We start from the raw sequence: 25,929 nt of genomic DNA on the forward strand, positions 1-25,929 counted from the left end.
ACTAGGGATCGGGAAAAGGGGGGATGATGTGAAAGGGCGGAAGAAACCAACAATGCAGGATGTCGCTTTCGAAGCGGGCGTTTCATCGGCGACGGTCTCGCGGGTTCTGGCCGGGCTGAAAGCCGGGACATCGGAGGCCACCGCGCTACATGTGCTTCAGACCGCCAGGCAACTGGGTTATGTCGTCAATTCAGTGGCCGCCAGTCTGCGCAAAGAGAAAACCTATTCCGTCGGCCTGATTTTGGCGGATATCGCCAACCCGTTTTTTGCCGGACTGGCACGGGGGGTGGAAGATACGCTGCGGCCGGAGGGGTTCAGCATTTTGCTGGCCAATACCGACAACAACGTTGAGGAAGAAACGCGGCTGCTCAGGCTGATGATGGAAAAACAGGTGGACGCCGTTATCATGTCCAGCTCAGCCAGTACCAACGATCATATTTTAAGCGCCATGGCCCACGGGCTGCAAATTATCCTGGTGGACAGCGAGATTAAAGACACGGCGGTGGATACCATCGTGGTGGATAACCAGCAAGGGGCGCAAAACGCCATTGATTATCTTATCCGGCAGGGGCATGAAAATATCGCCATTGTCACGGGTTCCCTACAGGCCTCTTTTGATCAGGAACGGCTGGCGGGCTATTACGATGCATATAGCGCCCGGGGTCTTACCGTACCGGAACACCTGATTTTTTCCAGTGATTCCACCTATGAAGGCGGGCGTCGGGCGGTGAAATCCCTATTGCAAAATAACCGGGATATCAGCGCATTTTTTATCACTAATAATCTGATGACCATGGGCACCATTACCGAACTGGTTGAACAGGGATTTGTGATTCCCGATGATTTTTCCCTGGTGGGTTTTGATGATATGGAATGGTATTCGATCTTCAAACCGGCGATTACCGCCATCAGACAGCCCATTTACCAGTTAGGCCGGATAGCGGCGGAGCGTTTATTGAAAACCTTGTCCGCCGATATTCCCCCGTCCCCCGAGCGGATTGTGCTCAATACGGAATTATTATTGCGAAATAGCGTCGCACCCCGGTCTTTTCAACTCGATATCTCACCTCAGGAGAAAAAGTAATGCCTGGTTTCCCCCTGATAGACGCCCATGTGCATTTTTACGACCAGCAGCAATTGGACTATCCCTGGCTAAACGACGTGCCGCAGATTCAGGGACGTTATCTGCCGGATATTTTTTCCCTGGCCTGTGGCGGCGTCGAGGTCGAAAAAATGATTTTTATCGAGGTGGATGTCGCCCCACACCAGAAACTCGATGAAGTCCGGTTCGTGGAGCGGCTAAGGGCGGAGGATCCCCGCATCGCCGCCATTGTCGCTTGTGCCGCGCTGGAAAAAGGGGCCGCGGTGGAAGACGAGCTTGAACAGCTGGCTGAATTCGGCGCGGTGCATGGCATCCGCCGGCTGCTTCAGTATCACGCTGACCCGGACTACTGCCTGCGGCCCAATTTTATAGAAGGGGTACAGCGGCTGGCGAAATTCGATTTCAGCTTTGATATTTGTATTCGGCACCATCAGTTGGCGAGCGCCACCGAGCTGGTGCGCCGCTGCCCGAACGTCAGATTTGTGCTCGATCATATCGCCAAGCCGGATATCGCCGCCGGGCTGTATGCGCCCTGGGATAAACACATAGCGGCCATTGCCGGATTACCCAATGTGGTGTGCAAAATAACCGGCGTCACCACCGAGGCCGATCGCGGGAACTGGACCCTGGCGCAAATCCGTCCCTATATCGAGCATGTTATCGAACAATTCGGTTTTTCGCGGATACTGTTCGCCAGCGATTGGCCGGTCATTAATCTCGGCGCCGATTATCCCCGCTGGGTGGCGGTGATGGATGAGATTTTGACCGGTTGTTCAGACCAGGAACGGCGGCGGTTTTATCGCGAAAATGCCGCATCCGCCTATAGATTGAGTTAAAAAAAGGCTTAATTTAATCAACCCCGCGTTAATTCAAAAATAGGCATTCGCAGCGCTGAATTTTTAAAAACGACCTCTTCACAGGTGCGGCTTATTTTTCGTTACGATAAGCCGTACGCAGTTCCATTAATATTTTGCCAAGCTGGTTTTCTCCCCGGCCCTGATATTCACCCCAAAAACGCGCCACCTCGCCGTCAACGGGGGAGTCCTCCGCTAATTTGCGCTCCCCGGTGGCTAATAAACGCTGCTTTAAATCCTCCGCGTCGTCAAATTTGGCCCGAACGATGGCGGACATCGCCTCAACACAGATGTTAGCCCAGTCCGGCACCGTTTCTTCTTCGGTCAGGGCATCGCCGGCCACCGCCGCCAGTTCAGGGGTCGGCGCCTGTTTCAGCCAGTTTTTCATCCTTGGGGACCGCGCTTTTTCAACCTGGAAAGCGTGCTCCGGCGTGTCATATTTCGTGCCGGCAAACACCAGCGGGCGAGGGTGAAGGTTGCTGAGAAAGCAAAATTCTCCCTGCCTCGGATCGTAAAAATTAATGGCGTCCATTTTTGGTTTTCCTGGAATCAAGGTTTTAAGGGCGTCCCAGTTATAAAAACAATATCCTCACCCGTCAAGCTCAGCCTAGGTTGAAATAATATGTTAAAACCCCTTGAAATACGTTCAGCATCCGTGTTAATAATTTAACGTAATCGATTACTCAATATCTCATCGGTGGTTAAATGTTTGTACTTTCTGATATCCAAGCCGCGGCGGAACGCATTGCGCCTTTCATCCGCCGGACGCCGCTGATTAAAGCCGACGCCCTGTTTGAAAACATCACCGAAGCAGAGCTTTGGCTTAAACTTGAATGTCTGCAGCCAACGGGATCATTTAAAGTGCGCGGCGCCACCAACCGGCTGTTATTAACGTCGGAATCGCAGTTAACCCATGGGATTGTTACCGCGTCGGGGGGCAATCATGGATTGGCGGTGGCACGGGCGGCGGCAATGGCGAAGGTGCCGGCAAATATCTTTGTTCCCGCCACCACCGGCAAGGAAAAATTGGACAAACTGGCGGCCTGGGGCGCGAATGTGCATGTTGTGGGCAACGTCTGGGACGAAGCCAATGTCAAAGCCCTTGCCTATGCTAAGGAGCATCAGTGCGCTTATTTCCATCCTTTCGCCGACCCGGCGGTCATCGCCGGTCAGGGAACCCTGGGCCTGGAGATTCTGAAACAGCTGCCGGATCTGGATGTGATTTTGGTGGCGATAGGCGGCGGCGGATTGATATCCGGTATTTCGGCGGCGCTGAAAAGCCTTAAACCCTCGGTGCGTATTATCGGTATTGAACCGGAGGGTTCGCCAACCCTTTATGCCAGCCTACAGGCGGGTAATGTCGTCAGCTTACCGGCGGTGACCACCCGGGTGGCCACCATGGCTTGCGGCCGTACCGATGAGCGGGTTTTTGAACAGGTACGCCAATCGGTGGATGAAATCGTGCTGGTTTCCGACCAGGAGATGATGGCGGCTGCGCGTTGGTTATGGTTTGAGTTCGGACTGGCGGCGGATCTGAGCGGCGCGGCGGCGGCGGCGGCGCTGCGTTCAGGCAAGGTTCGTCTCGCAGCCGGCTCCAAAGCCTGCGCCCTGGTGTGCGGCGCGGGCAAAGATGCCTTGTTGTAGCCTGCCGGCGGTGCATCACCGCGGGTTTGTCATGCAATAATCTTAAACCGGGTAAGCGTCGCGTCTATAAACCAGCGGCATTATGCCGGTTGCGCCGCGGGTCTGGGGGAGCAATATCAGCCGGAGAACGCCCGGTTATGATTCCGGTCGCCGGCGGCTAAAAAGGTCCGGAAACGGTTCACCCCCAGTTCAAGTTTGTCCAATGAGCTGGCAAAGCACCAGCGGATGCAGCCTTCGCCGGCAGGCCCGAAAGCGCTGCCCGGCGCCAGTCCCAGCCCGGCCTCGGCCACCAGCGCTTTGCACAGCGCGAGACTGTCTTTGAGCCCGTCCATCCGGAAAAACAGGTACATGGCGCCTTCCGGCAGGGGCGTTTCGATGCCCGGCAGTTCCCGCAGCTTGCCGTACAGAAAGTCCCGCGACGCCTGGAAGCGCGTCACGGTATCCCGCAGCACATTTTCCCCCTGATTGACCGCCGCCACTCCCGCCTTCTGGATAAACCCCGGCGCGCAGCTGCTGTTATATTCGATTAATTTCCCCAGGTCGTGCATCAGTGCGTCCGGGGCCACAATCCATCCCAGCCGCCAGCCGGTCATCATCCAGCTTTTAGAGAAGCTATTGATGACCACCAGCCGGTCCTGCTCATCGGCGATATCCAGAAAAGAGGGCGCGCACCGGTTCGGCAACCCGTCAAATAAAATGCGGCCGTAGACCTCATCGGAGACAATCCAGATGCCGTGTTTTCTGCAGTGCGCGAGTACGATTGCCTGCTGGGGGGCGGGCATCACCCAGCCGCTGGGATTATTCGGCGAGTTGATCACCAGCGCCCGGCAGTCCGGCGTCAGGGCCGCCAGCAGGGTATCGGTGTCAAGATGCCAGCGGGAGATGCCGGCCTTCTCATGGCGCAGCGTCAGCGGCACTTCTTCCACCCGCGCGCCGAGAATTTTCGGGATTTCCACCAGGTTCGGCCATACCGGCGTCACCACCACCACCCGATCGCCGGGAGTATACAGCGCCTGTGCCGTCAGCATCAGCGCCGAAACGCCGGAGGAAGTGACGGCAATCCGGCTTTCGGCCACCGGACGGTGCCAGGACGATAGGTAGCGCGACAGCGCGGCTCGCAGCGCCGGCTCACCCAGGTTCGGCGTATAGAAGGTTTCTCCCGCCGCCATGGACGCCTGTGCGGCGGCGCAGATAAAGTCCGGCGTCGGACGGTCCGGTTCGCCGAACCAGAACGGCAGAATATCGTTTCTGCCGATACCGGCGTTAGCCACCTCGCGAATGGAGGAGAAGCGCAAATCCCGCACGCTTTCCCGGGCCATGGGGGTGCTGTCTGCCATCAGGAACGGCGGGTGGTCTTTTTGCGCTGACATAACTGTGCCTTGTACATAAAAGCGGAAGAGGGTGACCTGCGTCACGGAATTAAAGCAGAATACCAATGATTAGCTGAAAAATCATTCTGACAATATCATTTCGGGTAGGGAAATTGCGTCGGACATCCCTTGTCCCGCAGGAGCTTGGATCAATTTTGTGCGAGGGATCACAGAAATCCGGAAGGTGTGCAAGATAGCATTAGGGTAATCGATTACCACAGCAAGACGACATGAAAAAACCTACGGCAATCCGTGATGTGGCCCTGGCGGCGGGAGTTTCAACCGCCACCATATCACGCTATATGAACGGTAAATTCCACAAGATGGGTGCCGACACCCGGCTGAGAATTGAAAAGACTATTAAAACAATGGGATATTTACCCAATGACGTGGCGCGCAGCTTAAGGAGCACCAAGAGCAACACTATCGCGGTGATCCTGTCGGATATCCTTAATCCTTATTCCATTGCAATTCTGCAGGGCATTGAAGAGGCCTGCGCCGATGTCGGCTATACCATTTTTGTCTGCAATTCCAACGAGTCGATGGCGAAAGAAAAAGAATTCATCGAAATGATGCTGGCTAAGCGGGTCGATGGTTTTGTTATCAATACCACCGGCGGCAATGATGAATTGATTGCCGCCCTCGCGGACGAAGTGGCGGTGGTTCTGGTGGGACGCAAGATAAGCCTGGGAGCGGTCAATTCCGTTGCGGTGAATAATGTCCAGGGTGTTTTCCTGGCGGTGGAACATTTGCTGGCGCGGGGCTGTACTTCCCTGGCCCTGCTGAGCCCGCGAATTGACCACGTCAGTCCGCGAATTGATCGCGTGGAGGCCTACCGTGCCCTGGCCCGGCGGGGAAAAATGCAGGGGATAACCAGCGCTGTTCATATCATTGAAAAAGTCGCCGTTGAACCGGTCGCCGAAATCTTAAAGGCGCTTATTCGCCAACGCCGGCCCTTGGACAGAATGGGCATTATCGCCGCCAACGGGATGTTATCGCTGGCGGTACTAAAGGCCGCGAAATCCTTGGATTATGAAATTCCGCGAGATTTTCTCTTTATGGGTTTCGACGATACTGAATGGGCGTCGGTGGCTAATCCCAGCCTGACGGTCATCGCGCAGCCGACCTATGAAATCGGCGCCACCGCGGCGAAGCGGCTGCTGGCCGGCTTAGGGAAAGATGCGAAGCAATCTCAGGCAGAATCCCTAGAGCTTCCGGTTAAATTGATAATGCGGAATTCGACGTTGATTTAATCCCTTTTTTTTATCTATTTTGGTAATCGATTACCCGTTATGCAGGAGAGATCTATATGCGTATCAAAGAGATTAAAACGCACATTATCGTGCAGAAATTGGAAACACAGTTCGGCATGTCTCAATGGTTATGGGATACGCGCGGCAGCTGTCTGGTGGAAATCATCACCGACGACGGTCTTATCGGCTGGGGAGAGTGTTTCGGTCCGGCGAAGGCCAATGCCGCATTGATTCATGAACTGTACGCGCCGCTGGTCATAGGGCTGGACCCGTTGCTACGGGCCTCTATTTGGGAAGATTTATACAATCACACCCGGGAATTCGGTCGCAAGGGCATTGCCATTTCCGCCCTATCCGGAATCGATATCGCCTTATGGGATATTTTCGGCAAGGTGATGGGGCAACCCATCGCGAGATTACTGGGGGGAAATACCGCGGTTCCCATCAAGGCCTACGCCTCCTCTTTTTATTATGCCCCCGACAACGGCGATTCCCTGGAAAAAGACGCCGAAGCCTCGCTGGTCCAAGGCTTTCAGTCGTTCAAAATGAAGGTGGGGGGCATGACCCTTCAACAAGATGCGGCGAGAGTAGCCAAAGTGCGGCGGCTTATCGGCCCCGACGCCGGCCTGGCGGTGGACGCCAATCGCGCCTATACCGTCCGGGAAGCCATTCGATTCGGCAAGATGATTGAAGAGTACGACATCTCCTGGTTCGAAGAGCCGGTACTGCCGGATGATTTCCAGGGCTATCGGGAAGTTCGGTCCGCCCTTGATATGCGCATCGCCGGCGGCGAGTCGGAATTTACCCGCTTTGGTTTCCGGCCCTTTTTGCAGCAGGGCTGCGTGGATATCGTTCAGCCGGATGTGGCCGCGTGCGGCGGTTTGGGCGAAGCGCTGAATATTGCCATGATGGCGACGGCCTTCGGCGTCGATTGTTATCCCCATCTCTGGGGATCCGCTATTTCCCTGGCGGCGACGCTGCACTTGATTTCCGCCATTCCGGTGGCGGTGCCCTCCCTGGTGAGAGAGCGTCCGTTGCTGGAGCTTGACCGGGCGCCGAATATCATTCGTGAGCAGTTATCTGATTTAGTCATCGGCCCCTTTTTCCCGGTGCCGGATAAGCCCGGACTGGGGATTGAAATAGATAGAGATCTCATACGACATTTAGAATTGAAATAAGGCTGATGCCGCTGATCCTACTGCGGGACAAATCCTACAAAGAGTGGAATGATGAAATGAATAATTCAAAATGGTACCGTATTGGCGTGACGTTAATGATAGGGTTATTTGTCGCCTATCTGGATCGATCCAATCTCTCCATCGGTTTGCCCGGCATGGAACGGGATCTTGGCTTCTCCGGCGCGGGAACCAAAAGCCTGGCGCTGACCGGCTTCCTTATCGGTTATGCCTTATCCAATTTTTTCGGCGGATTTCTTACCTATAGGCTCAATCCTAAAACCACTATTATCGCTATGGTATTTATCTGGTCACTGGCGCAGATATTCACCGCCTGGGTGACGACACCGGCCCTATTGATTACTTATCGAATCATCCTGGGTATTGCTGAAGGAATTTATTGGCCGCAGCAGTTTCGTTTTGCCCGGGCCTGGTTTAATAAAGAAGAAATCACCCGAGGTACCAACTTAATCCAGTTTTATGGCCAATTCCTTGCCCTTGCCATAGGATTTCTGGTGCTTACGCCTATTTATGATCACGTGGGCTGGCAGTGGTTGTTTTATATCACCGGCGGCCTGGGGATTGTTATTGTCGTGCCGTTATATTTAATTTTTCTTAAAACGTCGCCGGAAGGCGCCGCCAGCGCCCGTCAAGAAGCCAACGTCCTTCAAGAAGAAGTCCGGCCAACGGAAAAACTCACCTTTGATTCATTGGGAGGATATCCTTTCCTGTTGCTGGTGTTCAGCTATTTTGCCAACGGCATGCTGTTCTGGGGTATTACGCTGTTTATTCCCATGCTGGTGACGTCGTTAGGGTTCACCGGATTATGGCAGGGATTCGCCAGCTCGTTGCCTTATATGCTGGCAATTATTTTAGCGATTCCGGTGTCCTATTTAAGCGATCGCACCCAGAAACGGGGCTTGATTGCGGCGTCGGGGCTGGTGGTGGCCGGGGTGTTGCTGGTGCTGCTGCCGGTTATCGCCTCACCGGTGGTGAAAATGGCGCTGATAACCTTGGCGATCGGCTATTTTACCAGCAGCTATACCACCAATATCTGGTCTATCATCACCTCCAGCGTCAAACCGTCGGCGGTGGGGCCGGCAGCGGGCGTCGTCAACGGTATCGGCGCGGGGGGCGGCGGCACGGTGGCGGGTTTTGTGGTGGCCTATTTGTTTAAAAGCACCGGCTCGTATTTGCCGGGATTCAGCGTTATCGGCGCCATGGCGATATTGGGCGGGATAGCGGTATATGCCTACAGCAGAATCGTAGCGGGTAAAAACCGCCAATAAGCCCGCTTACCTCCGGCGTGGTGTTATCGATATGCAGGGCCTGTCCCGACTGGGCACTTTGTCAATAGGCTCAGTCGGTCAGGATTGGCCGGCCCATGCCGAAGGGCGGCAGGGCTATTTCACCAGGGGAGCATTGTTTAAGGTTGCCGGCCCTGACGCCCGTTCCATAGCCGTGGGCAACGCCTTGTCTTTGGTAAAATATTGCAGGATCATCGCTATCAGGGCGGCGCCTGCGCCTACTGCAAACCCAGCGATATAACCGCGGGGATTGTTCCAGCCGCCGAAATGATCAATCAGCCATCCGGCCATGGGAGAAGCGGGCAGGGTGCCCAGGAACGTCAGCATCAGCAATAAGCCCATGGCTGAACCCGAGGCCTTGGGCGCGTGGTCGGCCATCATGGCGTAATACACCGGATAGACGGCGTTAAGCCCCAGCCCCCACAGCAGTAATATGATCCATAACATACTCATTCCGGTAATAAAGATGAGGGCAAATACGCAAAGGGCATACCAGGCGGATAAAAATATCAGGGTCTTGCGGCGTCCGATATGATCGGAAACGTAGCCGAAAAATAGCTGCCCGAACCAACCGGTGATATAAGGAACCACGCCGATAATCGCCCCCACGGTATCATGTTGGTGCATGGTAAATACCACATAGGGCGCCAGGAACCATAATCCCACCGTTTGTGAAAAATTGATCAGGCACGCGCCGATGACCGTTAAAAGTATATTTTTGTCCGCCAGTACGGTTTTGGACTCGATCATTTGCTCGTTGAACGTCAACGTTTCTTCCGCATCGGCGGAAGGAGGCGTCAATCCATGCTCGCGGGCGAATTCGTCCACTTCCCGGTAGCTTTTCGGCGTCGCGAACACCCATAGCGCCAGGGCCAGAAAATAACCGATTATCGGCGTAAATAAAAAGACCATACGCCAATTTTCGCTGCCAAAGGTCCCCAGTATCCAACTTGCCGCCAGACCGCCCAGCAATGCTCCCACCGGATAGCCGGTATGATGCAGTCCAAGGGCAAAACCGCGATGTTCTTTGGGCCAGTATTCCGAACATTGGGCGATATTGGTCACTTCCGCGCCGCCTGCCGCTCCCATGCCAAGCACCCGCCAAAGTATAAACTGCCAAAAATAAAGGCTGGTGGCCTTAATGCCGATAAGAATTGATAGCGTGGTAAAAATAATCATATACCAGACTTGGCTTTTCTTTCTTTTCCAGCCGCGGCCGAGTTTATCGGCAAAAATTCCCGCCGGAAGGGCAATAAGGGCATAAGCCAGGAAAAAGGCGCTGACTATATAACCCCACTGAACACCGCTTAAATGGAATTCATTGATGATAGATGGCTGGACACGGAACATGATTTCCCGGTCATTTGCATTCATCACCCATAAGAACCAGGTAATAATAAGTATAATCCAGCTGGCGCGGGCACCTTTGGGCAGCGTTAAACGGGTCATTTCGACCTCCATACAGGTTATTATCGGTTGGTTTATTTTATTATCTTGATTGAAAAAGCAATCAGATTTATAGCCGAAATTCCGATGACCGAAAATGCCAGTCTGATATAAAATGGATAAGTTAATATCCCGGCTGTACTGAAAGCTATCATCACGCTTATCAATATGCCGGCGGCAAGCATTACATAAAACTCTCGACGAATAAGCATATTCCGTTCGCTTTTGTTGCCTAGCAGCGACTCATCAGTTTTCACAATATATCTCCTACTTCATATAAATAACCCGTTCCCCAGGCATGGTGAGATGAAATTTACCGCCGGGATAATGTTGCAACATATAATCGACAAAATGAGCGGGATTATCGGTATTGTTAGGGAACATATCATAATGAATCGGCAGTAAATAATCGCTACCGACGCTGTGATATAAATCCGCCGCATCCCGGAAAGTCATATTGGGCACGATGCCACGTTTAAGTCTTGAATAGTCGCCGCCGTTTATCGGCAATGCCATGACATCCGGTTTACGCCGTATCAATTCTTCTTCCAGTTCGGCGGTCACCAAGGTATCACCGCTGTGGTAAAACGAGAGGCCGTTGGTTTCGATAAAATAGCCGATATAACGATCGTGGCCCTGGGCGTTTTTCTCATATTCGCTGTGGGCGGAGGCAATGGGCGTGATGGCGAAATCACCGATATGCAACGTTTCATGGGTAATGGCGGGAGCAACATTTCGCCGCAAAGAGGCGTATTTCGCGGCAATATCCCGGGCATCTACAGAAGGTATATAAAAAGGCAAATCAGGCCGTTTTTCCGCAACCCGTAGCAAAGTCTCCAGGTCCATATGATCGTCATGGAAATGCGTGACCAATATGGCGTCGATATCCAGGATATCTTCCGGCTCAAGCACCGGCGGAAAACGCCGGGTGAATTCCGTGCCGGGATGGTTTTTTTCAATGGCGTGGCTCAGATAGGGGTCAATTGCTATCACATCGTCATGATGATTTTTAATGACCATTCCGGCCTGGCCCAGGCTCCACAGTGCAAGGGTTTTTTCAGGCACATGAGTCTGTTCTATCTCGTGTTTTATACTGGATCGGTCTCTTATGTTAAATGACATGATAACCTCTGTCTCATTGGGTATGGGCCACCATGGATACGCCAGCGCTGTTTTCTTCCGCGCCTTCCGTTTGAGCGTCCCGATCCCGGTTAGCGCAGATGAACAAAAGATGATATATCGTAGCACCATAATTTAACATTGTAGTACAATATAGATCACACTTTAGACAAATGGCCCGCGTTGATTCTTTCTCATAAACGGCAACACACTTCTCTGCCGCGCCGCTGCCCGAAAAGCGTATGCTATGCCTCCATCGGAGGATAGCAGCAACATGGGCAAGAAAATCTTTTTATCGCTGGCGGTGGCGCTGACGCTAACGGGGTGTGCGGGTCATCAACAGGACGCCGGGGACAATGCGGTAAATACCGATAGCGCTACCCGGCATCGGATTGAGCGGCTTATGGCCGGGCAAGGGGTGAAGGCTGCCGCAGCGCATGAAGGCGAGGCCATCGCGGCCATTTCCGCGGATTTCCTGGGTACGCCCTATGTGGCCGACACCCTCATCGGTTCGGATACCCAGACAGAGCAATTGGTGATCAATTTTCACGGCGTGGACTGTTTTACCTATCTGGATTATGTCTATGCCCTCAGCAAATCCGCCGATGCGGCGCAGTTTAGCGAGCATCTCCGGCAGACACGTTATGTTAACGGCGACGTCAGCTACCGGCACCGGAAGCAATTTTTTACCGACTGGTCCCATCTGCCGCCGTTGAACGCCACGGACGTGACCCGTGCCGTCAGCCCCAATGCGGTCACCGTCACCAAAAACCTCAATCAAACCGCTGACGGAGGTAAATATTTCCCGTCCCTGGACGTGACGACGCGGGAAATTACCTATATCCCGGCCAAGGCGGTAAATAGCGCCGTTATCCATCGTCTGAAAGACGGCGACTTCATCGGCATCTATACCCCCAAAGCCGGCATGGACGTCACCCATACCGGCATATTTGTCATGACCGAGGGCGGCCCCATGCTGCGCAACGCCTCATCCCGGGCGGCCAACAGAAAAGTGGTGGATTCGCCTTTCCTGGCTTACGTCAGAAGAACGCCGGGCATCGTGGTGCTGAGGGGAATCTAGGCACGGGTAGGTTGATAAAAATAGGCAAACATCCTGTAATAAGGTGCATTCCAAAATTTCCCGCCCCCTCCTATAACTTAATTACTTGCCCTGTAAATACCGAATTATAAAGGTTCGCAGGTTATCAGCGGGATGGGCGTATGGGGGAGACTGAATCACAATGACGCCGGGCATCCTTATCACCGCGGCGGGCTTGGGAAGTCGCTATCAAGCCGCCGGCGGGCGGGGCTTTAAGCTCGATCAGCAGGTTGCCGACGGCCGGTCCGTCTTCCAACTGACGCTGAAACATGCCTGTGATTCCGGATTGCCGGTGCACGTGGTAACCCGCTCCTCTTATCTATCGATCCAGGCCCATTGCCGCGCTATGGGTGTTCCCTATACCTGCCGCGATACCCGCGGTCTCGGCGAGACCATCGCGGAGGGGGTCCGGTATAGCGCCGGCTGGGACGGCTGGTTGATTCAGCTGGCCGATATGCCTTTTGTGCCGGTGGACGTCTATCGGCTGGTAACCCATGCCCTGGCGCGGCATGTTTCCGCCCGGCCTTTTTATCACCGGCTGCCGGGACATCCGGTGGGGTTTTCCCGCCCGGCGAAAGAGGCGTTGCTGCAACTTCAGGATGCCGAAGGCGCCGCGGCGGTTCTCAGGCGTTATCCGCCATTTAAAATCCAGGTGAGGGACGAGGGTGTGGTCAGGGATATGGATTTGCCATTACAACCTATTCGGATGAAAGGCTGATGCAGAATCTGGACAGACAGGTTATCGCCCAGTCCCTGAACTGGGTCGCTCAGGAGCCGGTCTGGCTGTGCACCGTACTGTCTACCTACGGTTCGTCGCCACGGGCGCCGGGGGCCATGATGGTTATCAGCGCCGCCGGGTTATACCGCGGTTCGCTGTCGGGGGGCTGTGTGGAAGAGGATTTTATCGGCCGTATCCGGGCCGGCGCATTCAGGGACGGCAGCCAAATCGTCCGCTACGGGGACGGCGGGTTATCCCCCGATCGCGCGCTTCCCTGCGGCGGCAAGCTCGATATCCTTATTGAAATGCTGCCGGCCGGTCCGGGGAGCGTTGCGTATCTTTCCCGCCTGGGGCAGGCACTGGCAGGCTATCTCTCGCTGCGCAAAGAAGTCATTTTGCCCCATGCCTGCCGTTATCTGGAGGAGTGCGCTTATAGCAGCGGCACGATTATCAACACTATTATCGACACTATCGACAGCACTATCGTCAGCGAGGAGGGGAAGCGGATCGGTTTGACCATTGCCGCCGCGCCACGGCTGATCATCGCCGGTTTATCCCAGGTAGCCCTCTTTTGCGCCGAGTTTTCCGTTGCGCTGGGTTTCGAGACCATCGTCTGTGAACACCGGCCCGACGCACTGCAAAATTTCGTCTCGCAGCTGAATAGGGAAGTTATCGTCAAGGAGACGTTCCCGGCCCACTATCTTGAAAAAGAAGGCTGTCACGGCAATACCGCTGTGGTGGCGCTGACCCACGATCCCCGCATTGACGATTTGACCATGATGGAAGCCGTGCATACCGACTCTTTCTATTTAGGTGTGATGGGCTCCGTGCGCAACAGCCGGCAGCGGTTGCGACGCCTGGAAAATATTGGCGGCCTCACCGCCGGTGAGTTGGCGCGTATCCATGCGCCGGTGGGTTTGGATCTCGGCGGTAAAACGCCGGCGGAAATCGCCCTGGCGGTGATGGCGGATATCGTGCGCCACAAGAACCGGCAATAAGACGGGCGTTAAGGCTGCCCGCCGTTTACAGCCCCGCTCGTCAAATCAATTTATCCAGGGTGATGGGCAAATCCCTGACCCGTTTGCCGGTGGCATGATAGACGGCATTGCCGATGGCCGCCGCCACGCCCACGATGCCCAATTCACCCACCGCCTTGCCCCCCAGGGCCGTGGCCTGGTAATCGGGCTGACCCACATCAAGGGTGATAATCTCGGGCACGTCGGCGTTAATCGCCACCAGGTAATCCGCCAGATTGTTGTTAATGACCCGGCCATGGCGCGGGTCGATCACGCCTTCTTCCAGCAGGGCTTGTCCCAGCCCCATCACCATGCCGCCAATCCACTGGCTGCGGGCCAGTTTCGGGTTGTAGAGCCGGCCACTGTCCATCGCCGCCACCATGCGTTTGACCCGGACGGTGCCGAAATCCTCGTCCACCCGCACTTCCACAAACTGCGCGCTCCAGCTATGAGCGGAGACGCCGGGAACGACGGAATGAGTCGATTGTCCCAACGTGCTGACTATTGCCTCGCGCTCCTGCGCCGTGGCGCCCTCTTTAAAGGTATCCGCCATCACTTCCATGCTGTCCATCCGGGCCAATTGCAGTAATTTACCCAGGGCAATACCCCGTCCGGGACGCATGGCCATACGCACTTCGCCGTCCGCCACCGTCAGGTGGTTTTTCTCCATTTGATGCAGCGGCGATGCCAGTTGCTCCACCGCCAGGGTAATCAACTTTTCACGCATCAGATTGGCGGCTTTACTTACCGCCCCCATCAAATTGCCCGCCAGCTGTGAGCCGCCCGCCACCCCCGCCAGGGGTAACCGAGTGTCCCCCAACTGCACGATAATGGCCTCGGACGGCATTTGCAGCACCTCCGCCGCCGCCTGGGCCAGTATGGTATAGGTGCCGGTACCGATATCCGCGCCGGCGCTTTGCACAATGAGCTGCCCGTCCTGGCGCAGGATAAGCTTCGCCTCCGCCGGGATACGGTTCACCGGATAGGTGCCCGACGCCAGTCCCCAGCCGATAAGCTCATGTCCGTCACGCATGGAGCGCGGGGCAGGGGTGCGCTTATCCCAGCCGAAGGCTTTGGCCCCCGCCAGCCAGGCTTCGCGCAGATGATGAGTGCTCCAGGGAAGATTGGATTTGTAATCATGATCGGGCCAGTTGCGCAACCGCAGTTCCAGCGGATCGATATCCAAGGCATAGGCCATTTCATCCATCGCCGTCTCCAGCCCGAAAGCGCTGGGGTTCTCCCCCGGCGCCCGCATCCAGCCGGGCGTCACGGTATTGATGGGGACAATCCGATGACGGGATCGGACATTGGGTATGCCGTACATCAGCGCGGTGACCTTGTTGCAGGACTCGATATGCACATCATGCAGGGAGGTTTCATTGAAACTGTCATGGAGAATAGACACAATTTTACCATCCCTGCCGGCGCCCATTTCAATGGTTTGCGAGGTGGCCGGGCGCCCCCCCAGGCCGGTGAAAATCTGCGGCCGGGTGAGGGAGACCTTGATGGGACGGTTAAGCTCACGGGCCGCCGCGCAGGCAAGAGCGACGTGGGTATAGGGCACCGGCTTGGACCCGAAACCGCCGCCCACATAGGGCGAAACGATATGCACATTGGCCTTGTCCATACCCATCCACTGGGCGATTTCGGTTTTCGCCCCGGCCACCCACTGACTGGGTTCCCATACGGTGAGATGCTCTCCTTGCCATTGCGCCATGCAGGCATGAGGCTCCATGGGCATATTATATTCCCGTGGGGTGGTGTAGGTGCCGCGAATACGAACCGCCGCGCTGTCCATGGCCTGACGGGCGTTGCCCAAATCAATATTCAACGGGTCGAGGGTCTTGGGCATGGCGCGGGCATCATCGGGAAACACAATGGCCGGAGTCTCCTCATAGTCGATTTCCACCAGCGACGCCGCATAAGTGGCCTGTTCAAAGGTTTGCGCCACCACGATGCCGATATTTTGTCCGTTATGGATAATGATATCATCCTGAATGGGCGTATAGGTTGACTGGGCCGCGCCGCCTTTGGCAATGGGCGTCGGCTTATTGATTTTCAGCCCGCTTTGATGGGTGTACACCGCCAGCACCCCCTGGGCCTGTCGCGCCTTGTCCGCATCCATGCGGGTAATGCGCCCGCTGGCGATAGTGGACTGGATCACCACGCCGTACACCACGCCGTCAAGCTGGTGCTCAATGGCATAGGTGGCCTGACCGCCTATTTTAAGCCGTCCGTCACCCCGGGAGCGGGCGGCGCCCACGCCCTGATACTTTTGCCCGGCGGCACTGTCGGTTGCCGATGCCGGTTCCTCCCCTTGCCCATGGCCTAACCGCATGCCTATGCCTCCGGCGGCGGTTATCACCGCAGTGGCTTTCAGCAGATTGCGGCGCGTGGGATCTGCGGGCTGTTGACTCATGATGTTTCTCCCGGAGTAAGCTGGCCGGCGGTTAACAGGGCGCGGGTAATGACGCGCGGGGCCAGAACGATTTTGAACCGGTTATGTTCCAGCGGGCGGGCATCGGCGGTGATAAGCGACGCCGCCTGGCTTATTTCCCCTTCAGTAAAGGGTTTGCCCCTAAGCGCCGCCTCCACGGCATGCGCCCGCCAGGGTTTGGTGGCGATCCCGCCCATGGCGATACGGATATCGCGAATCACCGACCCTTCCAGATCCAGACCTACCGCCGTGCTGGCGGCGGCGAATTCATAAGAAGTACGATCGCGCACTTTCAGATAATGGGAACGGCGCAGCGCCGGCACGATCGGCACCTCAACGGCAATAATCATCTCATCGGCGGCCATATCATGCTCTTTATCCGGCGTATTGCCCGGCAGCAGATAAAAATCCTCGATGGGTACCCGCCGCTCCCGCCCGGCGGCATTGCGCAAAATCACCCGCGCGTCAAAGGCCGTCAGCGCCACCGCCAGGTCGCCGGGGTAAAGGGCGACACAGCTCTCGCTCGCGCCCAAAACCGCATAATTGCGATTGATGCCGTGCAGCGCCGAGCAGCCCGAGCCGGGGCGGCGTTTGTTACAGGCGCTGAAGGTGGCCGGATCGCGAAAATAGACGCAGCGTGTCCGTTGGCACAGGTTGCCGCCGATGGTGGCCATATTACGTATCTGCGGCGAGGCCGCCTGCCACAGACTTTCATAAATCACCGGCGCCAGGCCGCGGCAGCGGGCATCCGCGGCCACCTCGCTCATATGCGCCAGAGCGCCGATGCGCAGGGTGCCGGCGGTGACGCTTATGTCATTCAGGGCGGAAAGGTGTTTAATATCAATGAGATTATCCGGGGTTTCCACGCCGCATTTCATCAGGTCGAGCTGGGTGGTGCCGCCGGCGATAAATCGGCTGTTGACCCCGCCCGCCCGCGCGATGGCATCATTAACATTCAGTGCCCGATGATAATTAAATTCATTCATACCGACTCCCGGCTGGTTTCCGCCGCCGCTTCTTTTACGGCATCGACAATATGGGGATACGCCCCGCAGCGGCAGATATTGCCGCTCATATATTCACGAATTTCCCCTTCGGAACCGGCGTGGCCCTCTTTGATGCAGGCAATGGCCGACATGATTTGGCCGGGGGTACAGTATCCGCACTGGAAGGCATCGTGTTTTAAAAAGCTGGCCTGCACCGGGTGCAGGGCGCCGTCGCTCCCGGCCACGCCTTCAATGGTGGTGACGCGTCGGTTTTCCGCCTGCGCCGCCAGGGTAAGACAGCTTAATACCCGCTCACCGTCAAGATGCACCGTGCAGGCTCCGCATTGCCCCTGATCGCAGCCTTTTTTCGTGCCCGTCAGCGCCAGATGCTCTCTCAACAGGTCAAGCAGCGTCACGCGGGGGTCCAGCGTAACGTCATAATCTTTATCATTTACATTGAGATGCAACGTGATGCTTTTAGCCATGATGGTCTTCCCGTCAGGATGAGATTGAATGTGTGCCGCGATGTTAAAACGAAGGGAAACAACTGAATAGCAGTGCCGTTGACCTAAGTGTATATGCAGTTCTCACCGGCCGGGTTGCCTGTTTTTGCAATTGTTTTGCCTGATTTTTTATATTTGCTCCATGGCGCGGTAAACCGCTGCATGCCGGGTCGGACGCAGGCCCATCGGGGGAGGTGTATATTACTCTTTGTATCAACTATAATTAATCATCAAAAGGAAGACGATGATAAAGGAAATATAAATGATGATGATATGTTAGCACGATTTTCATTTAACATAACGGTGAGTGTAAAACATGTCGGAATTAAAGAGCGTCATCGATAAACGAAATAAAAAAATGATAGATATCATCAACCGCCTGATTTCCGGCGAAGGCGTGTTTGCCACCAGGATGGCCGAGATTAATTTTATCCGTTCAACAAAACATATCCCGCGCAGCGCGGTAATGTATGAACCCTCCATCGTTATTATTTTGCAGGGAAAGAAAATCGGCACAATGGGGGAAAGACTTTTTATTTATGACAAAAATGAATATCTCACTTTAACCATTCCATTGCCGTTTGAGTGCGAGACCATCGGCTCAATAAATGAGCCCTTGATTGGCATTATTATTAAAGTCAGCCCCACGCTCATTACGGAAATATTATTGCAAATGGATAACCCTTCCTTAAGTGGCGAGGATATTGAATTTATTTCGACGCAATCTTTAACCATGCATCAATCAGGCATACTGGTGAGGTTGGTGGAAAGCCTTGAACATAACGAACCGGCCAGGATCCTATCGCAAAATATTCTTCGGGAGTTTCTTTATAATATCTTAATCGAAAAAAGCGGCGATAATCTCAAATTTCTGGCCATGAATAAAGGCAGACACAGCCAGATAGCCAAGGTATTAATCCAGATGCACGCCAAATACGCTGATAATTTCGATATGGCGGAGCTGGCCAAGGAGAGTGGCATGAGCGTGTCGGCTTTTCATTCCCATTTCAAAGCCATTACCCATTCCACACCGCTGCAATATCTCAAGGAGATCCGCCTGCATAAAGCGCGCCTGATGATGCTGTATGATAATATGACCGCCTCCCGGGCCGCCAGCATCGTTGGTTACAGCAGCAATTCACAGTTCAGCCGGGAATTCAAACGGCTGTTTGGCGATGCGCCCACCATCGATTCCGCCAAAATGAAAAAAAGCTGGCTGAAGGAGAAAAGCGGATAACATGCCGATGCCGATGCCGTTTCGTTGTTGACTTAATGTCTTAATGACGACCTTTTGCGGTGATCCGCCTGCGGGTTCCGGACCGCGACCAATTCAAGAACCTTCAATCCTTAAAGCGGTTAAAATACCTCTGCGGCGTTTCCCCCAGGGTTTTCCTGAACATGACGATAAATGCGCTGCCGTTGAAATAGCCAAGCCGATGCGCTATTTCCTCAATAGTGTAGCCCTGTGCCATCAGGCTGATGGACTCCATGACCTTGAGCTGTTGCCGCCATTGGGCAAAGGTCAGGCCGGTATCGTGGCGGAATAACCGGGACAGCGTGCGCGGCGTGGCCCCGATGCCTGCGCTTAGCTGGTCCAGCGTATCGTCATTGCTTATGTCTTCCGTCAATATCCGGGTCACGGCGCGCAGACGGCGTTCGCGGGGAAAGGGCAGAAAGCCCGCCGACGCCGACGCGGCGGCATTGAGTTCATGCAGCAATAACGGCAGCATCAATGGGTAGCGCTGCTGATGCCGTTCCTTCTCTTCGCCGGGGGGAGTCAAAACTTCTATCAGAGAGTGCACCATCTTCGAGACCAGAATGACGCAAAAATCCCCCACCTGTTTAGTGACCGTGTCTTCCGGCAAATAGAGGTTATGGGTTACGGCGGCCCCCAGCGCATGGATCTGGTGCGGTAGTTCCGCCGGAATCCACAGCCCGCGATAGGGCGGCAGGGTCCATATGCCGGTGGCGGTATGGATTTTAATCGACCCCTGGCTGGCGTAGGTAAGCTGCGCCGTTTTATGGGAATGCCACACTTCGGATTGCAAATGCGCATAACGATAGGAGATAAACGATACAGACTCACCGGTGGATTTCACGGGAGCGCACAGGCGTACAACGGAAGAAGCCCCTTCACCAAGCCTCGCATTGTTATTCATGGTAATAATTTCTATCCTTAAGGATTATTTGCTGCTGTTTCATTATCGCCGCCCGCGGGGCCGGTTCACGGCGTCCCGCGACATTGTGCCTGAAAGCCCCCTGAAATACTTTTTGCATTACCGCCTGAAAATGACTGCCCGTACTGCTTATCGCTAGTGCCTGCTTAATATAGCGCCCGAAATTTTTTGTATCGGCGGCGCAGGTTTTGAGACAACTTTCGTCCCAAATTAAGGGTACCGCCGCAACATACATTATACCGGACGACTCCCGCCTTTCAATAAGAAGAAAAATCATTATCATTCGTCTTCAGGTTGAAATGGGTATGACGGGCCGCAGAGCCTGAACGTCAGTGAGCATTCTTTTCATTATCAGGCAGGAATCAGGCAGGGTTGAATTCATGAGTAAGATCAGATTCAGGCAAGGCGGGGTAATCCGGCAAAGGCGGCTTTTTGCCGTTGAATTCACATTAAGCGCCATGGCCCTGGCATTGACCGGCGCGCAGGCATTCGCCGCCGATCAGGCCCGCGACAACGCGGGTACATCCAATGTGATGACCGTGACCGGCAAACAGGACGGTACGACAATACCGGTGGCGAAATCGGTGTCCAGCGCCACCAAAACCGATACCCCGATCATTGAAATCCCACAGTCCGTTTCGGTGGTGAACAAGGAGCAGATAAAGGCGCAAAACGCCCAGACCGTCGCCCAGGCGTTGCGTTACACCGCGGGCGTGCGTTCCGAGCTTAGGGGGGATTCCACCGCCGGCGCGCCCTATCTGTTTAGCCGAGGCTTCTATCTGGAACAGTTGCTCGACGGTTCGAGAATGCCCAGCGACACCAGCTTCGGCTATGCCATCGCCAATTTCGATCCCTACGGGCTTGAGCGCATTGAAATTCTGCACGGACCGGCGTCGGTACTTTACGGACAGGTCAATCCCGGCGGCGTGGCGAACCTGGTGAGCAAGCGCCCCACTGAAACGCCGGTACATGAAGTCTTCACCACCGTCGGCAGCCATAATCGCTATCAGGCCGGTTTTGATCTGGGAGGGAAACTCACGGACGATGGCAAACTGCTTTATCGGTTGACCGGCACCGGCCTGGACAGCGACACCCAGGTGAAAGATACCAAACAGAAACGGCTGTATATCGCCCCCGCCGTCACCTGGCGACCCAACGACGATACGTCCCTGACGGTCCTGGCCAAATACCAGCACGATCCCGATGTCGGCTATTACAATTTCGTCCCGGCGGCGGGCAGCCTGTTTAATACCGCCGACGGCAAGATCTCATCTCATACCAATATGGGCGCGCGAGGTTTTGATAGCCACTCCAGAACGCAATTCTCGGTAGGCTATGAATTCGAGCACCGCCTGAACGATGTCTTCACCCTGCGCCAGAATACCCACTACAGCTATGTCAAAGATGATTTGGATAACGTGTTCAGCAACGGCTTCGTATCCGGGTCTGATGATACGGTAAATCGATACGCGTTTTTCAATAATGAACATGCCAAGGTTTTTACCATCGATAACCAGGTGCTGGCGGATTTCGCCACCGGACCCGTATCCCATTCGCTGCTCACCGGCGTGGATTTCCAGCGCATTTTATACCGGGAAACGGTGGGGCTGGGGGCCGCGTCGACGCTAAACGTTTTTTCGCCGGATTATGGTGATATCGCCACACCCGCCACGTCATCGGACGATTTTATCCGGCAAAAACAGCTGGGGGCCTATTCCCAGGATCAGATGAGTTTCGGCAACTGGCGCTATTTGCTGGGCATGAGGGAAGATTGGGCGGATGCCGACGATGTCAATCCCGTCACGGCATCTTCCACCGCGCAGTCATCCCGTGCATTTACCTGGCGCACCGGATTGGTTTACCTGTTTGACAACGGCATCGCGCCTTATGCCAGCTTTGCAAAATCCTTTACCCCACAGGTGGGGGAACTCTTTGGCGGCGGCATGGCAAAACCCACCACCGCCAATCAGTATGAAGTGGGGGTCAAATACCAGCCGACGGGCTCCCAAAGCTTTGCCACCGCCTCGCTTTTTGATCTCACCGAGGAGAATGTCCTGACCGCCGACCCTGAAAATCCGGGTTATTCCACCCAGGCCGGCAAGGTGAGGTCCAAAGGGTTGGAGCTGGAGGAGCATGCCCATATTACGGATAATCTGCAACTGATAGCGTCTTATACCTACCTTCACGCGGTTACCGTGGACTCCAACGATTCCGCCACCACGATCGATGGAGACAGCACGCCGATGGCCGGGAAACGGATATGGGGCATGCCGCGCAATACGGTGTCCACCTGGCTGGATTACAGCTTCCATAACGGGATTTTACAGGGCTTCGGCACCAGCGCGGGGGTGCGTTATCTCAGCGCGAGCTACGACACGTCAAACACCATCCGCGTACCTTCGGTGACTTTGTTCGATGCCGGCGTGCACTATGACACCGGACAACACTGGCTGTTATCATTGAACGCCATGAACCTGCTCGACCGCCATTATGTCGCCTCATGCTATAGCGCCAATACCTGTACCTACGGTGACGGCGCGCAAGTGCTGGCCACGGCCCGCTACCGGTGGTAAACGCGGTAGCCGGACGGATCCGGGCGCTCTGCCTTCGGCCGACGGCGGCGGGCTGAGACGATGCAACGGCGCAGATTCGTCAAGACGCTGGCCCTGTGGCTGCTGACGCTGCCGGTCATTCCCCGGCGGGCCTGGAGCGGGACGCAGGCGGTGGCTGAGGTTCCACCCACCGCCCCGGTCCCCCGGCTGGCGGTATTGGACTGGGGGCTGGTGGAAACGGTGCTGGCGCTGGGCATAACGCCGGTGGGCGTGGCTGAGATCGACGGTTATCGCGATAATGTGGTAATCCCGGCTATTCCCGCCGGGGTGGCGGAGGTGGGGCTGCGCCTCGCCCCCTCGCTGGAGTGGCTGCAACAGCTCGCGCCGGATATTATCCTGATTAATTCAAGCCAGGAGTCGCAGCGGGCCATGCTGGAGCGAATCTGCCCGGTGCGCGCCTTTGCCGTTTATACCGATGAAGGCGCGCCCCTAGCCCATGCGCTGGCGATTACCGATGAACTGGGGCGGTTATGCCGGCGGGAGGCGGCGGCCGGCGCGCTGATTGCCGAAACCCACCGGACGCTGGCCCACGCCCGCGGCGAGCTTGACGCGTATCGCCGGCGGATACCCGCGGTGTCGGCGCCCCTCTATCTGATTCGATTTTTCGATGCCCTGCATATCGGCATTTACGGCCGGCGCAGCCTATTTCAGGATGTGATGGATGCTCTGGGGGTCCGCAACGCCTGGGACGGTCCGACGGACTATTGGGGCATTGGCGTCGCCGGGCTGGAGGCTCTGGCGGCACGGCATGATTCAGCCATTTTATACTTCACGCCGCTGCCTGCGCCGGTGGCGTTGAGCCTGCAATCCAACCGGCTGTGGCAGGCGTTGCCGGCGGTAAAACGGCATCAGGTTTTTGGGCTGGCCCCGTTTTGGGGATTCGGCATGCTGCCCTCCGCCGGCCGTTTCGCCCGCGAGCTGTTATCGGCGCTGGGAGAGCAGGGCGGTGAAACCGGCGCGCGCCCTGAGGGAGGGGCTGAAAAATGAGCTCTGTTTTCCGTCCCGGCCCGTTCCGGGCCTCCAGGCAGTGGCCGCTGCTGCTGATTGTGTCGGCCGTCGCCGTCGGGCTGCTTCTGAGCATGGACAATCTGTCGGCAATTTTGCCCCCTTCGCTCTGGTGGCAAATCGGGCTGCGGGAACATCGGCAGGACATCAGTCACATTATGCTTTACGACGGCTGGCTGCCGAGACTGGCGATAAGCGGGTTATGCGGTGCCGTGCTGGGCCTGGCGGGCACGCTGTTCCAACAGGTGCTGAAAAATCCGCTGGCGGAGCCCATGACCCTTGGGGTGAGCGCCGGCGCTCAGTTGGCGCTCACCGTTATCACCCTATTGGCGCCGGGGGTTATGCTTTATCATCCCCAATGGGCGGCCCTTGGCGGCGCCCTGGCCGCGGCCCTTATCGTCCTGGGTCTGTCCCGGTCCCGGCAGTATGAGCCCTCGGCGGTATCGGTGGCGGGCCTGGTGGTCACCCTGTTTTGCGGTTCCATCATCATGGCCCTGCAACTGCTGTATACGCCATATTTACACAGCCTGTTTATCTGGGGCGGCGGATCCCTGCTCCAGCAGGATTGGCATAATGTCGCCGCGCTGGGGCTACAACTTGTGGCCGGGCTTTGTTTCGCCTTGCTGCTGCGGCGGCCGCTGACGGTGCTGGCCGTGGGAGATACCCACGCCGGTAGTCTGGGTCTGGGTTCGTCAACCATCAGATTCACCGGCTTTACCCTGGCGGTGGTGCTCAGCGCCGGCGTGGTGAGCGCGGTGGGCGTCATTGGTTTCGTCGGGTTGTCCGCGCCGGCGCTTGCCCGACTGGCGGGTGCGCGCCGGTTCACACAGCGGTTGATTATCGCGCCGCTGTGCGGTGCGCTGGTGCTGTGGCTTACCGACCAAACGGTGCAACGCCTTTCCGGCCTGTTGGGAGACCTGCCCACCGGCGCCGCCACCGCCCTGTTCGGCGCGCCCTTGATGCTGCTGTTGCTGGCGCGTTTTCAGCCGACGGCGTCCCCCGGTGAGCGCCCCTATGCCGTGACTTCTCTACATCGGCCCGAATATACGGCTATTTATCGCCGATTTGCGGCAATAGTGGTATTGCTGGCGCTGGTGCTGGCGTTATCTCTTGACTTTGGCCGCACGCCGTCCGGATGGCAGTTTACCGCCTTCGACGCGTTGTCGCGGGTGGCCATTTGGCGCGGCCCGCGCGCCGTGGCCGCTATGTCCGCCGGCACGATGCTTGCCGTGGCGGGGGTGATGATTCAACGGTTAACCGGCAACGGGCTGGCCAGTCCTGAGCTGCTGGGGGTCAGCGCGGGTGCCGCCCTCGGGCTGGTGGCCTTGCTGCTGTATCAGGGCGACGCATCCCCTATGGCGCGCCTTTCAGTCTCGACCCTCGGCGCGCTGTCGGCCCTGCTGGCCATCCTCTCTTTCGCGCGCCGAACGCGGTTTTCACCCCAGCGTATCCTGCTGGCGGGGATCGCCGTCAGCGCGCTGTTTCAGGCCATTGTCGCGGTGGTGGTGGCGGGGGGCGGAGATCGGGCCGCCGCGCTTATCTCCTGGCTGGCCGGTTCCACCTATTCCATCGGCCCGGCGGAGGCACGAAACGCACTGTTGCTTTGCCTGCTGCTGTGCCTGGTGACGCCGTGCTGTCGACGCTGGCTGAGCCTATTGCCCTTAGGCGAGGAGACATCAAACGCCCTGGGGTTGGCAACCCCCAGGGTCAGGCTGGCGTTGCTGGGGTTGATTGCGCTGCTGTCGGCGGCGGCCACGTTGATTGTCGGTCCTGTTTCATTCATCGGCCTGACCGCCCCGCATTTTGCCCGGTTTTTGGGCGCCCGCAGGCCGGCGCACCAGGTATTGCTGGCGGCGCCGCTGGGTGCGCTGATGCTGGTGGCGGCCGACTGGCTTGGACGCACCCTGCTGATGCCCAGGGAGCTTCCGGCGGGCCTGGTGGCGACGCTGCTCGGCTCGCCCTACCTGATGTGGCTATTGATGCGGCGGCGCTGACGGAACACCCAACTGGCGTCCCGAGCGATCCGGCGGCGCTGACGGGATAGCGGTGGGGCCGGGCGTTTCCTCATATGCAGGGCATGATAAATAATAGGCCGTGGCGAAGATG

General features: G+C 56.4%; 22 protein-coding genes. 13 read left to right on the plus strand and 9 right to left on the minus strand.

What is annotated here, in order from left to right; all coding sequences use genetic code 11:
• The first annotated feature begins 52 nt into the window (after positions 1-52).
• Positions 53-1,084, plus strand: coding sequence for a substrate-binding domain-containing protein (locus HB631_RS01650; RefSeq protein WP_213989415.1), 1,032 nt, complete (start codon positions 53-55; stop codon positions 1,082-1,084).
• Complete coding sequence (locus HB631_RS01655) at positions 1,084-1,938, plus strand: amidohydrolase family protein (protein ID WP_213989416.1); 855 nt, start codon at positions 1,084-1,086, stop codon at positions 1,936-1,938. The genes HB631_RS01650 and HB631_RS01655 overlap by 1 nt, the downstream gene beginning before the upstream one ends.
• A 91-nt stretch (positions 1,939-2,029) precedes the next feature.
• Here HB631_RS01655 and HB631_RS01660 read toward each other — a convergent pair whose 3' ends face one another.
• Positions 2,030-2,488: an NADAR family protein gene (locus tag HB631_RS01660; RefSeq protein ID WP_213989417.1), complete on the minus strand. Its 459-nt coding sequence runs from the start codon at positions 2,486-2,488 to the stop codon at positions 2,030-2,032.
• A gap of 173 nt (positions 2,489-2,661) precedes the next feature.
• Here HB631_RS01660 and HB631_RS01665 point away from each other — a divergent pair, with 173 nt between their 5' ends.
• On the plus strand, positions 2,662-3,600 hold the full coding sequence (locus HB631_RS01665; RefSeq protein WP_213989418.1) for a threonine/serine dehydratase: 939 nt from the start codon (positions 2,662-2,664) through the stop codon (positions 3,598-3,600).
• Positions 3,601-3,716: 116 nt separating this feature from the next.
• On the opposite strand, the gene HB631_RS01670 is transcribed toward HB631_RS01665, so the two are convergent.
• Positions 3,717-4,970, minus strand: a complete 1,254-nt coding sequence (locus HB631_RS01670) for a pyridoxal phosphate-dependent aminotransferase (protein ID WP_255556745.1) — start codon at positions 4,968-4,970, stop codon at positions 3,717-3,719.
• 230 nt (positions 4,971-5,200) lie between these two features.
• Between HB631_RS01670 and HB631_RS01675 the strand changes: the two genes are divergently transcribed.
• Genes HB631_RS01675 through HB631_RS01685 form a run of 3 tightly spaced genes read left to right on the plus strand, consistent with a single transcriptional unit; the run spans position 5,201 to position 8,687 of the window.
• Positions 5,201-6,223 (plus strand): LacI family DNA-binding transcriptional regulator, encoded by a 1,023-nt coding sequence (locus HB631_RS01675; RefSeq protein WP_213989419.1) that lies wholly within the window; start codon positions 5,201-5,203, stop codon positions 6,221-6,223.
• 56 nt (positions 6,224-6,279) lie between these two features.
• Complete coding sequence (locus HB631_RS01680; RefSeq protein ID WP_213989420.1) at positions 6,280-7,401, plus strand: mandelate racemase/muconate lactonizing enzyme family protein; 1,122 nt, start codon at positions 6,280-6,282, stop codon at positions 7,399-7,401.
• 56 nt (positions 7,402-7,457) lie between these two features.
• Positions 7,458-8,687: an MFS transporter gene (locus tag HB631_RS01685; RefSeq protein ID WP_213989421.1), complete on the plus strand. Its 1,230-nt coding sequence runs from the start codon at positions 7,458-7,460 to the stop codon at positions 8,685-8,687.
• 114 nt (positions 8,688-8,801) lie between these two features.
• On the opposite strand, the gene HB631_RS01690 is transcribed toward HB631_RS01685, so the two are convergent.
• From HB631_RS01690 to HB631_RS01700, 3 genes are read right to left on the minus strand one after another with little or no spacing between them, the layout of a single operon-like run.
• On the minus strand, positions 8,802-10,154 hold the full coding sequence (locus HB631_RS01690) for an MFS transporter (protein WP_213989422.1): 1,353 nt from the start codon (positions 10,152-10,154) through the stop codon (positions 8,802-8,804).
• Positions 10,155-10,186: 32 nt separating this feature from the next.
• The gene (locus tag HB631_RS01695; protein ID WP_213989423.1) at positions 10,187-10,408 is read right to left on the minus strand and encodes a hypothetical protein; all 222 of its coding nucleotides are present in this window, start codon (positions 10,406-10,408) and stop codon (positions 10,187-10,189) included.
• A 10-nt stretch (positions 10,409-10,418) separates the two neighbouring features.
• Positions 10,419-11,273, minus strand: a complete 855-nt coding sequence (locus tag HB631_RS01700) for an MBL fold metallo-hydrolase (RefSeq protein ID WP_213989424.1) — start codon at positions 11,271-11,273, stop codon at positions 10,419-10,421.
• 271 nt (positions 11,274-11,544) lie between these two features.
• Between HB631_RS01700 and HB631_RS01705 the strand changes: the two genes are divergently transcribed.
• The 3 genes from HB631_RS01705 to HB631_RS01715 all read left to right on the plus strand — a co-directional run bounded on the left by HB631_RS01705 (position 11,545) and on the right by HB631_RS01715 (position 14,085).
• Positions 11,545-12,351: a DUF1460 domain-containing protein gene (locus HB631_RS01705; protein WP_213989425.1), complete on the plus strand. Its 807-nt coding sequence runs from the start codon at positions 11,545-11,547 to the stop codon at positions 12,349-12,351.
• A gap of 160 nt (positions 12,352-12,511) precedes the next feature.
• Positions 12,512-13,087, plus strand: coding sequence for an NTP transferase domain-containing protein (locus tag HB631_RS01710; protein WP_213989426.1), 576 nt, complete (start codon positions 12,512-12,514; stop codon positions 13,085-13,087).
• A complete protein-coding gene (locus tag HB631_RS01715; protein ID WP_213989427.1) occupies positions 13,087-14,085 on the plus strand; it encodes an XdhC family protein in 999 nt (332 codons plus the stop codon). The genes HB631_RS01710 and HB631_RS01715 overlap by 1 nt, the downstream gene beginning before the upstream one ends.
• Before the next feature lie 40 nt (positions 14,086-14,125).
• Here HB631_RS01715 and HB631_RS01720 read toward each other — a convergent pair whose 3' ends face one another.
• From HB631_RS01720 to HB631_RS01730, 3 genes are read right to left on the minus strand one after another with little or no spacing between them, the layout of a single operon-like run.
• Positions 14,126-16,522: a xanthine dehydrogenase family protein molybdopterin-binding subunit gene (locus HB631_RS01720; RefSeq protein ID WP_255556746.1), complete on the minus strand. Its 2,397-nt coding sequence runs from the start codon at positions 16,520-16,522 to the stop codon at positions 14,126-14,128.
• Positions 16,519-17,526: a xanthine dehydrogenase family protein subunit M gene (locus HB631_RS01725; RefSeq protein WP_213989428.1), complete on the minus strand. Its 1,008-nt coding sequence runs from the start codon at positions 17,524-17,526 to the stop codon at positions 16,519-16,521. Before HB631_RS01725 ends, HB631_RS01720 begins: the two co-directional genes overlap by 4 nt.
• Complete coding sequence (locus HB631_RS01730; RefSeq protein ID WP_213989429.1) at positions 17,523-18,011, minus strand: (2Fe-2S)-binding protein; 489 nt, start codon at positions 18,009-18,011, stop codon at positions 17,523-17,525. The genes HB631_RS01725 and HB631_RS01730 overlap by 4 nt, the downstream gene beginning before the upstream one ends.
• Positions 18,012-18,345: 334 nt before the next feature.
• Between HB631_RS01730 and HB631_RS01735 the strand changes: the two genes are divergently transcribed.
• Complete coding sequence (locus HB631_RS01735; RefSeq protein WP_213989430.1) at positions 18,346-19,266, plus strand: AraC family transcriptional regulator; 921 nt, start codon at positions 18,346-18,348, stop codon at positions 19,264-19,266.
• Between the two features lie 103 nt (positions 19,267-19,369).
• Here the strand turns inward: HB631_RS01735 and HB631_RS01740 are convergent, their stop codons facing one another.
• A complete protein-coding gene (locus tag HB631_RS01740) occupies positions 19,370-20,188 on the minus strand; it encodes a helix-turn-helix transcriptional regulator (protein WP_213989431.1) in 819 nt (272 codons plus the stop codon).
• 398 nt (positions 20,189-20,586) lie between these two features.
• On the opposite strand from HB631_RS01740, the gene HB631_RS01745 reads away from it, so the two are divergent.
• The 3 genes from HB631_RS01745 to fhuB are packed head-to-tail and all read left to right on the plus strand — an operon-like array spanning position 20,587 to position 25,817.
• A complete protein-coding gene (locus HB631_RS01745; protein ID WP_213989432.1) occupies positions 20,587-22,779 on the plus strand; it encodes a TonB-dependent siderophore receptor in 2,193 nt (730 codons plus the stop codon).
• 60 nt (positions 22,780-22,839) lie between these two features.
• Positions 22,840-23,805: an ABC transporter substrate-binding protein gene (locus HB631_RS01750; RefSeq protein WP_213989433.1), complete on the plus strand. Its 966-nt coding sequence runs from the start codon at positions 22,840-22,842 to the stop codon at positions 23,803-23,805.
• Positions 23,802-25,817, plus strand: a complete 2,016-nt coding sequence (gene fhuB, locus HB631_RS01755) for a Fe(3+)-hydroxamate ABC transporter permease FhuB (protein WP_213989434.1) — start codon at positions 23,802-23,804, stop codon at positions 25,815-25,817. Before HB631_RS01750 ends, fhuB begins: the two co-directional genes overlap by 4 nt.
• The last annotated feature ends 112 nt before the right edge of the window (positions 25,818-25,929 follow it).

Source organism: Sodalis sp. dw_96, assembly GCF_018449575.1.
Lineage (GTDB): Bacteria > Pseudomonadota > Gammaproteobacteria > Enterobacterales > Enterobacteriaceae > Acerihabitans.